The sequence below is a fragment of the Kitasatospora herbaricolor genome (assembly GCF_030813695.1).
GTDB classification, from domain to species: domain Bacteria; phylum Actinomycetota; class Actinomycetes; order Streptomycetales; family Streptomycetaceae; genus Kitasatospora; species Kitasatospora herbaricolor.
This window is the reverse complement of record NZ_JAUSVA010000002.1, coordinates 451,435-466,018: the sequence shown is the minus strand read 5'-3', so window position 1 is coordinate 466,018 and position 14,584 is coordinate 451,435. Positions and strand designations below refer to the sequence as shown.

The 14,584-nt window shown below is 71.6% G+C and carries 14 protein-coding genes and 1 pseudogene; 9 read left to right on the top strand and 6 right to left on the bottom strand.

The genetic code is table 11. From position 1 onward, the window contains the following. Positions 1 to 712: 712 nt before the first annotated feature. The 5 genes from J2S46_RS02455 to J2S46_RS02435 all read right to left on the bottom strand — a co-directional run bounded on the left by J2S46_RS02455 (position 713) and on the right by J2S46_RS02435 (position 5,443). Positions 713 to 994 (bottom strand): helix-turn-helix domain-containing protein, encoded by a 282-nt coding sequence (locus tag J2S46_RS02455; RefSeq protein WP_191294682.1) that lies wholly within the window; start codon positions 992 to 994, stop codon positions 713 to 715. Between the two features lie 1,002 nt (positions 995 to 1,996). Further along, complete coding sequence (locus J2S46_RS02450) at positions 1,997 to 2,251, bottom strand: hypothetical protein (RefSeq protein WP_191294670.1); 255 nt, start codon at positions 2,249 to 2,251, stop codon at positions 1,997 to 1,999. Positions 2,252 to 2,790: 539 nt separating this feature from the next. After that, positions 2,791 to 3,216 carry an Hsp20/alpha crystallin family protein gene (locus J2S46_RS02445; RefSeq protein WP_191294671.1) on the bottom strand — a complete coding sequence of 142 codons (426 nt, stop codon included), beginning with the start codon at positions 3,214 to 3,216 and terminating at the stop codon, positions 2,791 to 2,793. 434 nt (positions 3,217 to 3,650) lie between these two features. After that, complete coding sequence (locus tag J2S46_RS02440) at positions 3,651 to 4,052, bottom strand: hypothetical protein (protein ID WP_191294687.1); 402 nt, start codon at positions 4,050 to 4,052, stop codon at positions 3,651 to 3,653. 1,154 nt (positions 4,053 to 5,206) lie between these two features. Further along, positions 5,207 to 5,443, bottom strand: a complete 237-nt coding sequence (locus J2S46_RS02435) for a hypothetical protein (protein WP_191294672.1) — start codon at positions 5,441 to 5,443, stop codon at positions 5,207 to 5,209. Between the two features lie 264 nt (positions 5,444 to 5,707). Here J2S46_RS02435 and J2S46_RS02430 point away from each other — a divergent pair, with 264 nt between their 5' ends. The 7 genes and pseudogenes from J2S46_RS02430 to J2S46_RS02400 all read left to right on the top strand — a co-directional run bounded on the left by J2S46_RS02430 (position 5,708) and on the right by J2S46_RS02400 (position 12,487). After that, positions 5,708 to 6,076, top strand: a complete 369-nt coding sequence (locus tag J2S46_RS02430) for an STAS domain-containing protein (RefSeq protein ID WP_229913431.1) — start codon at positions 5,708 to 5,710, stop codon at positions 6,074 to 6,076. 454 nt (positions 6,077 to 6,530) lie between these two features. After that, entirely contained in the window at positions 6,531 to 6,980 is a 450-nt protein-coding gene (locus tag J2S46_RS02425; protein ID WP_191294673.1) for an SRPBCC family protein, read from the top strand. Between the two features lie 332 nt (positions 6,981 to 7,312). Further along, positions 7,313 to 7,801: a hemerythrin domain-containing protein gene (locus J2S46_RS02420; protein WP_191294684.1), complete on the top strand. Its 489-nt coding sequence runs from the start codon at positions 7,313 to 7,315 to the stop codon at positions 7,799 to 7,801. A 235-nt stretch (positions 7,802 to 8,036) separates the two neighbouring features. Beyond that, a complete protein-coding gene (locus J2S46_RS02415) occupies positions 8,037 to 8,534 on the top strand; it encodes a DUF6766 family protein (protein ID WP_191294674.1) in 498 nt (165 codons plus the stop codon). Between the two features lie 16 nt (positions 8,535 to 8,550). Then, positions 8,551 to 9,066: a CinA family protein gene (locus tag J2S46_RS02410; protein WP_229913432.1), complete on the top strand. Its 516-nt coding sequence runs from the start codon at positions 8,551 to 8,553 to the stop codon at positions 9,064 to 9,066. Positions 9,067 to 9,157: 91 nt separating this feature from the next. Further along, entirely contained in the window at positions 9,158 to 9,967 is an 810-nt protein-coding gene (gene ddaH, locus J2S46_RS02405) for a dimethylargininase (RefSeq protein WP_229913433.1), read from the top strand. 433 nt (positions 9,968 to 10,400) lie between these two features. Continuing rightward, positions 10,401 to 12,487, top strand: a pseudogene (locus J2S46_RS02400) (catalase). 132 nt (positions 12,488 to 12,619) lie between these two features. Here the strand turns inward: J2S46_RS02400 and J2S46_RS02395 are convergent. Beyond that, a complete protein-coding gene (locus J2S46_RS02395; RefSeq protein WP_191294686.1) occupies positions 12,620 to 12,793 on the bottom strand; it encodes a CsbD family protein in 174 nt (57 codons plus the stop codon). Positions 12,794 to 12,938: 145 nt separating this feature from the next. On the opposite strand from J2S46_RS02395, the gene J2S46_RS02390 reads away from it, so the two are divergent. Further along, a complete protein-coding gene (locus tag J2S46_RS02390) occupies positions 12,939 to 13,109 on the top strand; it encodes a hydrophobic protein (protein WP_191294676.1) in 171 nt (56 codons plus the stop codon). Positions 13,110 to 13,640: 531 nt separating this feature from the next. Next, positions 13,641 to 14,204 (top strand): hypothetical protein, encoded by a 564-nt coding sequence (locus J2S46_RS02385; RefSeq protein WP_191294677.1) that lies wholly within the window; start codon positions 13,641 to 13,643, stop codon positions 14,202 to 14,204. The last annotated feature ends 380 nt before the right edge of the window (positions 14,205 to 14,584 follow it).

Genomic DNA, 14,584 nt, shown 5'->3' with positions numbered 1-14,584 from the left:
CGCGTCCGCGTCCATCGGCCGAACGGCGACGGCGTTCATGCCCATGACGCCACCCAGCCCGGCACCCACCGGCCCACGCGCCGCGCCCCCTTCCCACCGGTTCCGAGCCCGCCAACACGCGCGCAGCGAGCGAACTGCTCGGGCCGTGGACGGCGCTCACCGCCACTTCGCACCAGGCCCCGTAGTAGTAGAGGCCGGGGATCCGCCTCTGCCGCCAGCGGCAGCCACAGGCTCCAGTGGGACGGCAGCGCTTCGCTGAACCGTAAGAAGTGTCGGCGACGGGTGCGGCTACCTGCCGCTCCGCAGTCGGCGTCGGAACCTGCGCTGCGAACGTTACTGCGGGGGGCCTTGCACGCTCCCTGAACAACGCCAAGGCCGGCATTCGCGGTTGTCGGTCGAGGTGGTGGGAGCGTGGGATCGGCCCGGTCACGGGGGGAGTCCGGTCCGGCCCACGCCGCGGGGCACGCGTCATGACCCGGGCTGAACGCTAGCGGATGAACAACACGCCGGGTGTGAACTCCAGCGGGGCGGCGAGCCGCCGTAGCAGGCGACGCCAGGGCCGGTCCGCGCCAGTGAGGCACGGTGTCGACCAGCAGTGCCGGTGGAGAACGGTCGGCCGCCTCTGAGCGCCGCGGGGGTGCTCGGGTCCGGGGCGGCCTGCGGTGTGCGGCTGATTGCACCGCGGGCCGGTCTCGTCGGCCTGGTGTATTGGTCAGGTGTGGGCTGCGGGTTCCTGGCCGTGCTCGGTGCGGCGGAGCTGTTCGTTGAGGCGCAGGGCTTCTTCGAGCTGGTCTTCGCGGATGATGATGCGGCAGGCGGCGTCGATGGGGGTGCCCTGGTCGATGAGGTCGCGGGCGCGCATGGCGATCCGTAGCTGGTAGCGGGAGAAGCGGCGGTGTCCGTCGTCCGAGCGCAGCGGGGTGATGAGGCCCTGGTCGCCGAGGGCGCGTAGGAAGCCGGGGGTGGTGCCGGTCATCTCGGCGGCGCGGCCCATGGTGTAAGCGGGGTGGTCGTCGTCGAGGGAGTCGGGGGTGTGCGGTCGGATGGTTGCCGTGGTCACTGCACCTCTTCTTGTTGTGTCGGGGGACGCGCTGAGGGGCCCCGGGCCATAGCGGCTCCCGGGGCCCCGACACCATCTACCGGCTCTGGGGCCGGGTTCCTTATGTCCGCACCGCCGCGGGGGAGGGTGCGTGCGGGGATCGCGTATGCGTGACCGGAAACCACCGTCCTTGCCTTGGGGTCTACGGAGTCCGCCCGGGATGATTCCTCACGGGCCGGGCGATCCTGATGGCGCGCTGTCCCTCCATCCATCCTCTGTACTGGCCGGTTACTGCGAACTGCGGGTACTTCCAACTGGCTTGTACTGCAACCTGCTTGGTACTGCTCACACGGGTACTGCGGTACTGCGAACTGCTTGGTCGTGCCAACTACCTGGTACTGTCGTGGCGGTCCCTGATGGTCCCGCCGGATCCGGCAGTCAGCCCCGTCGCCCGTCGTGCTCGACCTGCTCGGCTTGGAACCCCACCGCTGGACTCCCGGCACGCGCGCCCGCAGTCTGGGCGCCTTCACCGGGATACCGCGAACTGCGACTGCCGGTACCGCTCGACTCAGCTTCACCTACGGGTACCGCTCCTGCTGAACCGCGGTACCGCTGGTCGGTGGCCCCTGATGCCTGCGGGCCGCCCGGCCCGGCCACCGGCCCTGTCGCCTTACTGCATCAAACCTGACTTCAGGGCTCTGCAACCGTGCCAACCTGCGAACTTCCGTACTACTGCCCGCCAGTTCGTGTCTGGCGGGTACCGCTCGACTGCTGTCTACGAGAGAAACACTAGCCACGGTGCGCGCGGCAATGTCTACTCCAGCGGGCACAGATTTTTCAATTCCGGCTAGGGAGGTAATCTGCGCCCCGCAACGGGTGGAGCGGCCGGTCGCCGCAGCCGCACCAGGAGGGCCAGGCCGCGCGGCGGCGCGCACTCCCGACCCCCATGCCCAGGCGTCACTGGCTGCGGCCATCGCCGAAGCCGTGTGAGACCGGGACGAGCGGGTCCTGCGCCGGCTGCTGGCACGTTTCGCCGAGCAGGCAGCCATCACGGACCTTCCCGCCCTGCGCGACGCCCTCGATGCCACCGGTCAGCACGGCGGCCGCCTCCCGGATGCCCGACAGGCCCGGCCCGCAGTACGGCCGGGTCACAAGGCGCGGGCGGCGGCATCGCAGGTCAGGTAGACATATCCGGCCCAGCGCGGCGGACACCAGCCCTGCCCCTGCCGCTGCGGTCTCCACCGGTCTGCCATGGTCGCGGTGTCTATTTTGCACACGGTCAGCGCCCCCGGGTTGCCGGGGGCGTCCGGAGCCGAGGGAGCGGCGTGGACCCGGCGCACCGAAATGGCATCGACCGGATCGCCGCCCCCTCCCGGGGGAGCGCGTCCAGCGGGTCGACCAGCTCCAACAGCACCACGATGCCCATGGGCCAACCGTGCGCCCTCCCTGCCGCGAACGCGCCCGCCCCAGGGTGCGGGCGCGGGACGGCCGACGGCGGGCCACGCCGGCCGCCCTCTTGTGGCCCGTCCGCGCGGGCCCGGACCAGTGGGGGTTACGCCCGGGCCCGCGCCGAGAGGCTGTGCCGCGCCCGGCGGCGTCGGACAGGCGACGCCCCGGGGGAGCGCGGCGGTCTGCCAGCGCGGCAGCCTCGAGCGGCAGCCCGGCAGCCCGGCAGGGGGGCGACCGGGGTGACACGCCAAGGGTTGGGGTGCGACCTGGACGGGGACTGGCGTCCCGGCCGCACCGCGCGCTCAGGTCGTGATGGCCTCGCGCTCGGCCTTGGCCGTGATGGTGATCTTGCGGGGGCGGGCCTTCTCGCTGACCGGCACGCGCACGCTCAGCACGCCCTGGTCGTAGTCGGCTTCGATCCGGTCGGTGTCCAGCGCGTCGCCCAGGAACACCTGGCGGGAGAAGCGCCCCAGTACCCGCTCGTCCGCCAGCACCTCCGCGCCCTCCGGCAGCTGGGACGGGCGTCCGGCCCGCACGGTCAGGACGTTGCGTTCCACATCCAGGTCGATGGTCTCCGGGTCGATGCCCGGCAGGTCCAGGCGCAGCACGAACACCTCGCCGTCGCGGTAGGCGACCAGCGGCATGCCCGCCGGCTGGGACGCGGTGCCGACCAGCTGCTGGGTAAGCCGGTCGAGGTCGCGCAGTCCGCGCAGGGAGTCGGTGCGCATCAGCAAGGGGATCAGCTCCTCACAGTCGTGAACGGTCACGGGTGCCCACGGCGGCATGGCGCCGGGCCTTCCGGCCGCGTTCCCGCCTGGCACCTCGACGAGAAATTTATAGTGCCGCCAAAGCTTTCTTGACAAGATGGCGCTCAACTTTGGCGAGCCTGTAAGGCGCCACCTTGAGGGTGCAGGCTGAGGGGCAAGGGGCTCTCTGGTGCGGATGCCGTCGCATGTCGGGAGCTCGCCGCTGTGACCGGCCCCAAGAATCAACTTTGGTGCGGCCTGGCGGGACCGCGTTCAGTGGACCGCTGAACAGGCTGACTCGATGCAGACCCCTGTATTCCAGGCGTGCCTGCCGATGCTGCTCCACCACGATGGCGAAGCAGTCCGCCTCGATGTCCGGATCATGCTCTTTGTTCTGTTTCGCGGGGCGCGTCTGCCTACGATGGGGGGCAGGACGCCCGCTGAGGCTTGCCGGAAGCCGGCCTGCTGGGCCCGGCCGTGCCAGGAGGTCGCCGAAGGGGGCGTCGTCGGCGCGCCGAGCGGACGGCGAGGAACACCATGGCCGCGACGAGGAGTAGGACGCCGATGGCAAGGAGGTAGAGCATGCCGATTACGACGATGCCGAGCACGATCGCCACGATGATGACCAGGAACACCATCGTCGGATGGCGGCGCACCGCCAGGACGGCCGCGTCGCGCCCGGCCCGCAGCTCGGCCAGGCGCTCGCGCTGTTCTGGCTCCCACCTGTCACGGACGTCCGTCCGGTCCAGGTCGGGGAACTGCTCCCGGCACAGGGCCTCGCCCTCGGCTACCGCCGGATCGCCCGACACGACGAACAACCACGGCCACTACCTGGCCTTCTGCGACCTCGCCGCCGTCCGGGCGCTGGCGCAGGGCTGCTGGGCTGCGACCGACACCACGCTGTTTCACGCCACCGGGCCGACGCCGGAGCCGGCGGACGCGGGGTAGGGCGGCAGGCTTCCGGCCGGGCCCGGTGGCGGCGCCCCACCGCCCGGTGGCCGGCCGGGTGTCAGGCTCCGGCGGTGCGACGCAGTCGTAGGCTGGAAGGTCACCCGGTCGGAGCTGATCGCCAAGGGGGTGTTGTCGTTGGCACGTGCCCGTGACCCGCAGACGCTCACCGACATTGTGGAGCCGGTGGCCGGCGGGATGATGCCGGGGCCGGTGGTCCGCAGGGTGCTGACGGTGGTGGCTTGCCATTCCCGCGACGCGGAGGACTGCCGGCTGCTCCTGCAGGCTCTGGGCCTGATATCCGATGAGGTGGAGGGCCCGGTGGGTGAGGGGGCGGCGAGCCGATGCTGCGTGGGGTGCGGTCGCCTCTTCGACCATCCTGGTGTCCGGTGCCGGGACCGGTTCTGCTCCGCCCGCTGCTACCGCACCGCCACTCCGACGGCCGGATGACACCGCTGCCGGCCGCGAGTTGGTGCCCCCGGCCGTGACCCGTGGTGTGGTCGGGTCGTTGGAGGATGGGTAGGCCGTACCACGGCGCACACTGATCCCGTCCTGCATGTGTCGCCTGCCCCTCCTCGGCGCACCTGCGAGACGGTGTCGACCCGGTGCCGGGCGGGGCCTTCTCGGCGCCGCGGGTCAGGGGTTGGGGTTGTGGTGCAGGGTGGGCGGGGGGAGGTTGAAGAAGTAGGCGAGGGTGAGGGATGCGGCGCCGGGGTGACGGGGCCGGCTGTCTTAGCGCGCCCAGCTGCAGTACCGGAAGGGGTTCCACGCGGTCTGGTTGCCGCACTCGGCGCAGGCCATCACGGGGTGCTGCTCCCGGCCGTCTCGAGTGTCCTGGTGCATCGCTCCCACCTGCCCGGACTTCGCGTGCCGATCGCCCGGCGTCAGGCTCATGGCCGGCTCGACGCCGGCGACACGGGCGCCTTGCGGCGGCGTCGCCGGTCCGGCCGGGCGATCGTCGTCCGTCCGGACCGGGTGCTGTGGCCCGCCAGCGCTGGCCCGGCCGGGGCGGGCGGTTGGGGGTTCAGTCGCGTGGGAGGGCTTCGTAGTTGGCGAGGGCGAGGGCGAGGCCGAGGCCGAAGAAGGTGGGGGCCCATTCGCCGATGTAGATGCCCCAGCGGTCGGCGCGCTCCAGGCCCTGGTTCTTCTCGACCTTCATGGAGGTGGCCCAGGTGATGACGGACAGGCCGATGGAGGCGAAGGCGGCGGCGTAGGCGTGTTCGCTGCGGATCCCGGAGTCGTGAAGCTTCTTGACGATCAACGTCTTCTCCCGTGCTCGTGTGCGGCGGGGCGCGGTTGGGCGTCCCAGGGCCGAGCCTGCGGCCGTGCGGCGCCGCGCGCATGCCTGGTGCGGTTCGCGGGTGAGTACGGTCGGTGACCGCCGCCTGGGCGCCTTGGCACCCGCGCACCGGCGTGGCGCCGCCGGCACCCGGGGTGTGCTTTTCACGGTCCGCCCGACGACCGCCGACGCGCTGGACCATGGCCGCCGCGGTCGTCGACGACAAGGCGATACAAGGGAGAGCGCGTGCAGCCCACCACGGAACCGGCCTTCACCAACAACGTGCACACCGCCGCCACCGGCCCAGTCATCGAGGCCACCGGCGAACTCGACCTCGACGGTGCCCCCGTCCTGCACGCCGCACTGCGCCGCGCACTGACTACCGGCCCGCCGGGACCCGACCTGGTGATCGACCTCGCCGGCGTCACCTTCTGCGACTCCTCCGGCCTCAACGCCCTGCTGCGCACCCGCATCGAGACCGGCCGGGCGAGCCTGACCCTCCACCTGGCCCGCCCCGCTCCCGCGGTGGCGAAGCTGCTGAAGATCACCGGCGTCGACAGGGTGTTCCCCGTCGACCGGAACGAGGCTCCCGTTCCCTGCCCCCGAACCGGCTGACCCCGGCGCCATCCGGTGTCGCCGCGACGCTACCGGCCTACGTCCGGTGAGGCGCCGCCGGTGCTGGGGGTGGACCTGGCGGGTGGCACGTTCTGCAACTCCGTCGGCCTCCTCGTGAAGGCCTTCCTTCGCGGGGTGCGGCATAGGCGTGCGGTGGGCAGCAGCATGGTTGACCGGCTTGGTCGAGAGCACCCGATATGAGCCGTCACGTCACCCGGCAAGGCAGCCACCGAGAGGGTGCCGGCCCCTGGCGGATGAGGGCGGCACCCACGCAGAACTGGGAAGGGGCGGTCTGCAGCCGTGCGGGTGATGGTCACTGATCGTGTCCGGGGTGGGGCTGCCGGGTTGCCGGGGCGGGATTCGGGGGGCGGAATCGGTATAGCCCGACATATGGGTCGGTGGCCGGGGCAGGCGCTTGTCCGGCCGATGAAGCGATTCGAAGGTGAGTTGAGCGATGAGCAAGGTGCAGGAATCGATCGACGTGGACGTGCCGGTCACCGCCGCGTACAACCAGTGGACGCAGTTCGAGGAATTCCCGATGTTCATGGACGGCGTCGAGGAGATCACCCAGATCGACGACCGGCACAACCACTGGAAGACGAAGATCGCCGGGGTGTCCCGCGAGTTCGACACCGAGATCGTCGACCAGGTCCCCGACGACCACGTCGCCTGGCGCACCACCAGCGGCGACGTGAAGCAGACCGGCATGGTCCGCTTCGAGCCGATCGACGCCACCCACACCCGGGTCATGATGGAGATGGACTTCCAGCCCGAAGGCATGGCCGAGAAGGCCGCCGACATGGTCGGGATGCTGGACCGGCAGGTGAAGGGCGACCTCAAGCGGTTCAAGCACTTCATGGAGAAGCGCGGCACCGAGAGCGGCGGCTACCGCGGCCGGCTCTGACCCTGCGCACGCCACGCGGTCCCGCCTGCCATCGGCGGGCGGGACCGCACCTCGCGCCCGGCCCGGCGGTCCTGTCGCAGCGGGCCAGGGTCGGGCAAGTGAGCCGCGGCCGTACCGGCCAGGCAGTCCTGTGGAGGCCGAGGCACATGGGTGGACTTGCGGCCTGGCGGGCCGCGGTCCACGGATCGGCGGGGTAGGCCTGCAGGGTGGCCCGTATGGCGTCGGACCTCGACGCGGGGACTGCTGCCGGCAACTTCCCACTGCCCGGCAGCCGCCAGCCGCTGGAGCCATGCGGCCTGCCGTCTCATCGCTTACATCAGCCGGAGGTTCGAATGGGTGCGATCGTTCTCCTGAAAGACGATCACAAGACTGTCGAGAAGTTGTTCAAGGCGTTCGAGAAGGCCGGTGACGACGCGTACGCGGAGAAGCGCCGCATCGTGGACGAGGTCGTCGAGGAGCTGACGGTCCACGCGGTGATCGAGGAGCAGGTCTTCTACCCGGCGGCCCGCGAGGCCGCCCCGGACACCGCGGACCATGTGCTGGAGAGCATCGAGGAGCACCACGTGGTGGTGTGGATGCTCTCCGAGCTGGCAAGTCTGGATCCGAAGGACGAACGGTTCGACGCGAAGATGAGCGTGCTGATGGAGAACGTGCGTCACCACGTCGAGGAGGAGGAGAAGGACTGGTTCCCCCAGGTCCGCAAGGCCATGGGCCGCAACCGCCTCGTCGAGCTGGGCCAGCAATTGGAGGAGGCAAAGAAGAGTGCCTCCCGTGACCCGCTGAAGGTCCCCAGCGCGGCGGCTGACCGTGGCCCCCGCTGACGACAGGCACCGGCCGGGCGCGTGCGTGGTGAGCACCGGCAGGGCACGCGGGCGGCCGACGGTTGCCCGGCGCTGGACGCTGGCTCTGGGAGTGGTGGCGGTTCTCATCCGCGCCCCCGCAGGCCCTACAACTGCGAGATCAAGGGAGGGTGACGGTGCGCACCCTGTTCACGCTCCTCGTCGTGGTCGTGGTCGGCGGCCTCGGCTCCTTCATGACGATTGGGGTGCTGCAGCGATGAGCCGCGCATCCCGGTTCATCCACGACAACAGCCTCACCCTGGCCTTCGCGGGCGCGTTCCTGCTCACCCTCGTCGGCCAGGCCGCCTCCGGCCTCGCCGAGGTCAACAACCAGCTGGTCGCCGCCGACCTCCAGCCAGTCTCCGTCGCCGGCTCGGACTTCGCGGTCGACGTGACCGAGAACTGGCAGTCCGAATACCTCCAGTTCTTCCTCTACACCTTCGGCACCGTCTGGCTGCTGCAACGCGGCTCCCCGGAATCCAAGAGCCTCGACCGGGCGGGCCCGGAGAGCGACCGCGAACAGAAAGTCGGCCCGCACGCCACCGCCGACTCCCCGAGATGGGCCCGAGCGAGCGGGCCGCGCCGCGCCCTGTACTCCCGCTCGCTCGGCATCGTCATGGCGCTGCTCTTCCTCGGGTCCTGGCTCACGCAGTCCGTCACCGGCGTCGCCGCGTTCAACCCCGAGCGGCATACCTCCACCGGCATCGAAGGCTGAACGAAGGGCAACGGAAGTGTCGGAGCACCTGACGCACAGCGCACTGCTGGCACGGCAACTGCACGCGGCCCTTGACGCGGCGGGCAGCACCCTGGCCGTCGCCGAGTCACTCACCGGCGGCCGCCTCGCCGTGGCGCTGGCCGAGGCGCCCGGCGCCTCCAGCGTCTTCAAAGGCTCGGTCACCGCCTACGCCACCGACGTCAAGGCGCAGGTCCTGCACGTGGCGTCCGACCTGCTGGACAGCCGCGGCCCCGTCGACGGCGAGGTCGCGCAACAGATGGCCCAGGGCGTTCGGACCCTCATGCGCGCCACCTACGCGCTCGCCACCACCGGCGTCGCCGGCCCCGCCTCCCAGGCCGGACATCCGCCCGGTACCGTCCACGTCGCCCTCGCCGGACCCCACGGCAGCACCTCGGTCGAACTCGGCGTCCACGGAGACCGCGAGGCCGTCCAGCACGCCGCCGTCATCGGCGCCCTCCAACTGCTCCACGACCACATCCGCCCCTCCGAGAGTCCTGGAAGGACATGGTGACCAGCTCCCGAGGGACGGCCCGCTGCGGGATCGGCCGGCGTGGACTCGGGCCCGACAGCCCGGCGGAGGAAGCAGAGATCGGATGAGCAGCATGACCACGCCCACGCGGACCGCTTCAGGGCGCCGCTTCCTGATGTGCCGTCCGACGTACTTCGCGGTGGAGTACGCGATCAATCCGTGGATGGATCCGGCTCGGCCGGTGGACCCGATGCTGGCGGTGGGGCAGTGGGAGGCGTTGCGCGGGGTGTTGCTTGGGCTCGGGCACGCGGTTGATCTGATCGATCCGGTGCCGGGGCTGCCGGACATGGTGTTCGCGGCCAACGGGGCCATCGTCCTGGCCGGCAAGGCCTTGGTCGCGAGGTTCCGCCATCCGCAGCGGGCGCCTGAGTCCGGTGCCTACGAGAAGTGGTTCCGTGACCGGGGCTACGAGGTGCGGTGCGCGGAGCGCTGGAACGAGGGGGAGGGGGACCACCTGGCGGTCGCGGGCATGCTCCTGGCCGGGCACGGGTTCCGCACGGCCGCCTCCTCCCACGCCGAGACCACCGGCCACCTCGGCCGGCCGGTGGTCGGCCTGACGCTGATCGACCCGCGCTTCTACCACCTCGACACCGCCCTCGCCGTCCTGGACGACGAACAGATCATGTACTGGCCCGGCGCCTTCTCCCCGGCCAGCCGGCGCCGGCTCCACAGCCTCTTCCCCCACGCCCTGCGCGTCGAGGAACACGACGCGGTCCGCTTCGGCCTCAACGCCATCAGCGACGGCCGACACGTCCTGCTGCCCACACCCGCCACCTCCCTCGCCGCACGCCTCGCCGCCGAAGGCTACGAGCCCATCGCCCTGGACGTCTCCGAACTCGCCAAAGCCGGCGGCGGCCCCAAATGCTGCGCCCTGCAGCTGTGACCTCCCGGTCGTCGCTTCGGGAGGTGGCCTTCGGTCGGCTCTGACAGCCGCCGTGGTCTGCGTCCTGCACGGGGGCGCACAGCCCGCCGGGGCCGGGTGTGCGCCGGACGGACGTGCCCTCGCGCGCAGTACCTGCTCCGGGCCGACGCTGGGAAGGAACCCGCGCCCGCGGGCGCCCCTGGTGAGGATCGCGCACCACAGCCCTCGCCTCTCCCACCGCGCGCAGCACGTCGCTGCACGGTGCGTATCCCCCGCTCCCGGTGAGGGTGTGGCGGAGGGCGGCGGGGGCAGGCGACCGGGCAGGGCCAGGCGCAGCCGAGGCCGGCCCGTTCGCCGCCGCTGGAGCGGTGCCGTATTCCGACGCAGGTCACGGACCTGATCAGCCGTCTCACCGTCGCCGACTGGCGGCGGTGTCGTAGGAGAGTTGAGGACGATGGACAAGCCCAATGCCGTGCAGAAGGTCGTCGACGCGGTCGTCGAGGCGGTGAGCGATGACGCTCGCCTCGAGGCGGAGATCCCAGGGAAACCTGCTGGGCGGACGCCGCAGCTCGCGGAGCCGACCGAGCCCACTGGGCCGCTCGACCCGAAGCCCGACCAGGAAGCCCCGGCGCAGGTCACCGCAACGGGCCGGGAGACGGGAGCCGCGGCGCACGCGCGGGCGCAGAGCGGCGCCTTCCTCACCACCGCCCAGGGCACACGGGTCGCCGACAGCGACCACTCGCTGAAGGCCGGCCCCCGAGGGCCTGTGCTCCTGCAGGACCACCACCTGCGGGAGAAGATCACCCACTTCGACCACGAGCGGATCCCGGAGCGGGTCGTGCACGCCCGCGGGGCCGCCGCCCACGGCGTCTTCCGCGGCTACGGCACCGCCGGCGAGGTCAGCAAGGCGGCATTCCTCGCGGACGGTGTCGAGACACCGGTCTTCGTGCGGTTCTCCACCGTCCTGGGCTCGCGCGGCTCGGCCGACACGGTGCGTGACACCCGCGGCTTCGCGACGAAGTTCTACACCACCGAAGGCGTGTTCGACCTGGTCGGCAACAACATCCCGGTGTTCTTCATCCAGGACGCCATCAAGTTCCCCGACGTCATCCACGCCGGCAAGCCCCACCCCGACCGCGAGATCCCGCAGGCACAGAGCGCCCACGACACCTTCTGGGACTTCGTCTCCCTGCACACCGAGGCCACCCACCACACCATCTGGAACATGTCCGACCGCGGCATCCCTCGCTCCCTGCGGATGATGGAGGGCTTCGGCATCCACACCTTCCGCCTGGTCAACGCCGAGGGCGCCTCCAGCCTGGTGAAGTTCCACTGGAAGCCCACAGCCGGCGTGCACTCCCTCGTCTGGGAGGAGGCCCAGCTGATCAACGGCACGGACCCGGACTTCCACCGCCGCGACCTCGCCGACGCCATCGAGAGCGGGAACTTCCCCCAGTGGGAACTCGGCGTCCAGGTCTTCCCCGACACCCCGGAACAGACCTTCCAGGGCATCGACCTGCTCGACCCGACGAAGATCGTCCCCGAGGAGCTCGCCCCCGTCCGGCCGATCGGCCTGCTCACCCTCAACGCCAACCCGACGAACTACTTCGCCGAGACCGAGCAGGTCGCCTTCCACCCCGGCCACCTCGTCCCCGGCATCGACGTCACCGACGACCCGCTGCTCGCCGGGCGCCTGTTCTCCTACCTCGACACGCAGATCACCCGACTCGGCGGCCCGAACTTCGCGCAGATCCCGGTCAACCGCACCCACGCCCCAGTCAACGACATGCTCCGCGACGGCTTCCACCAGGACGCGGTCCACACCGGCGCCGCCCCGTACCGGCCGAACTCGCTGAACGGCGGCTGCCCCTTTCTCGCGGGCGCCGGCGACCACGCCTACATCGAGTTCCCCACGCCCCTGCCTCCGGCGGCCAACTGTGCGCCGAGGTCGCCACCGGCCTGGGCCTGCCCGCCCCCGAGCCCTCCGGCGCTCTGCCCGACACGGTGCCGAGCCCGGCGCTGTCCCAGGTCGCAGGGACCTGGCCGACCACGGGCCGCGTGGTGGGCATCGTCGCCGACGCCACCAGTGACCTCGTCGCCGTCCGCCAGGTGCGCGACAGCGCCCGCCAGGCCGGCCTCCTCCCGCTCCTGATCGCCCCCACCGGCGCGCCGCTCGCCGAGGACCTGCCCGTTCAGCGCACCTTCGCCGCCACCCGCTCCGTCGAGTACGACGCACTCGTCATCGCCGGCCCGCTGCTGCCGGCCGCCGACGACCACGGCGCCCGTGACGCCAAGTCCGGTGTGACCGGTCCCGGCGCGCAAGTCGACTCCCGCGTCGCCCTGCTGGCCGGCGAGGCCTACCGGCACGCCAAGCCGATCGCCGTCCTGCCCGGCGCCGAGGCCGTTCTCGCCGCCGCCGGCGCCGACCCTGCCGCCCCCGGCGTGGTCGCCGGTGACGACGCCGGCGAACTCGTCGCCGGCCTCAACGCCCTCCTCGCCTCCCACCGCGTGTGGGAACGCTTCCCCCCGGCCGTGAGCTGAACCTCAACCTCTAACCCACCGTGTGCGCCTACCAGCCGGTAGGCGCACACGGTGAGACGCCGGCGCGGCGGCGGAAGCAGACGGGCCCCGACCGTGGGATTCGGTCGGGGCCCGCGTGGTGCCTGGGGGCGGTCAGTGCTTGAAAGCGTCCTTGGCGTGCTCGCCGGCCTGCTTGATGTCGGCCTTGGCCTGGTCGGCCTTGCCCTCGGCCGTCAGACGCTCGTTCCCGAGGGCCTTGCCGGCCGTCTCCTTGGCGTTGCCCTTGAGCTTCTCGCCGATGTTCCCGATCTTGTCGCCGGTGCTCATCATGCTCTCCTCGCAGTCGCCCTGCCGTCGTGCTGACACCAGGGCGCCTGCCCCCTCGACCGGGGATGATTCCTACGAATACGCGCGCCTTGCCGGGGCAGTCGGCTCGTCGACACGACACTGACGGATCCCCGCGGAGGACACGATGGTTCCCCTTCTTCTCGTTCTGCTCCTGGCCCTGCTCCTGTTCGGTGCGGGCTTCGCGCTGAAGGCCCTGTGGTGGGTGGCGATCATCGTCCTGGCGGTGTGGCTGCTGGGCTTCGTGGCGCGGGGCACGCATTCCTCGGGTCGGCGTCACCGCTGGTACCGCTGGTAGGAGTACGGGCACACGGATCCCGGCCGGGCGGGGTGCGCAGGCAGCGCACCCCGCCCGGCCGCACGTCCACGTCCCATCAGCCGCGCCGGTGTCTCTGGAGGCGGTTCTGCATCTGCCCCGGCCCCTCGGCCACCGCGGCCGCCGCCGGCGCCCGCGGGCACGCAGGGGCGCTCCAGACGATCCGTCGGACGGCAGCAGCGGTGCGCTGCAGGTGGTGGCAGACGCAGAACCGCCGGCAGCGCACCGGGACCGGATCACCTTGCCCAAGCACCCCGCCGACCACCGGCCCGTCCAGAGCGGGGTTCGGCGACCCGCCGACCTGCCGTCCCGCAGATTGGAGCCGGGCTGCGCCACAATCGCCGGGACCCGGTTCGTGTCCGGCCCGGTGTCCGGTCGTCCTCGGAGGTTGTGCACATGGCAGTGGGGTTCGCGTCGCCGGTCGCAGTGGGGCAGTTGGGCTTGGCGGAGGCGCGGCTGTGCGCCTACCTGATGTGGGCGGCCGCCGCACGGAGCCCGGTCACACCCCGCGAAATGGGCGCCGTCCCAGGCCCGGGCCGGCGCGAGATCGGCGTACGGGCGGCCCTGCAGATTGCCCGCGACCTCATGGACAGCGGCACCCTGGTCCTGCCTGGCCTGGAGAAGGCCGGACTCGACCAGGCCGTCGCCGTCCGCGTCACCTCCGCCGCCACGCAGCCGCCGCCCTGCGCGCCCCGGACCCACCTCACCCCAAACCAGAGCTCCGCCCGCCACCCGTCCACGGCACCCAACCCCACCAGCCCGCCCCCACGTCCCGTCATCGGCACCCTGGGCCGCCTCAAGATCTACCGCGACCTGCCCGACCCGCTGCGCCAGGAACTGCTCGACTTCGCCGCCGAGGTCCGGGCCGGCACCGACCGACCCGGCGATCTCGCGGCGATCGTGGACCGTCAGGAGCGCAAGGCCACGCTGCTCGCCAGATGGGCCGCGCTGCCCGTCCTCGGCACAGACATGGTCCGCACGGAAGCGGAACGTGCCGTCCTGTCCGTCACCGCCGCCCGCGCGCAGCTCGCCAACCAACGGGCCCGCACCGCCAGGAAGAGCCCCACGCGGGCGTGAGGCGCAGTGTCAACCGTCGCAGCCGCGGTTCCCGGGCCGTGCGGGCCCCTCCGGGGCTGACGGCCCGGGCTGGGCAGACGCAAGCTGAAGGAAGAACAGCACCGCCGGGAGGTCGTCATGGAAGCCCACCAGGACGAACAGCGCCTGCTCCACCAGGGCGCCGTCCTCGACGCCTTTACCTACTGCTTGGAGCCTGGCCGGCCCTGCCCGCTGTGCGGCGAGCCCACGGTGCACTTCCGCGGCGATACGCCCGGACGAGACTGGTGCACGCTCTGCGAATGGGACCCGCCACAGGAGCGTTGACCCACCGCCTCGCCCGAGGCGACGTAGCCGTCCACCTGGGCCCGCCGGGTAGGGGCGGCTGGAGGTCTGCCGTGTCG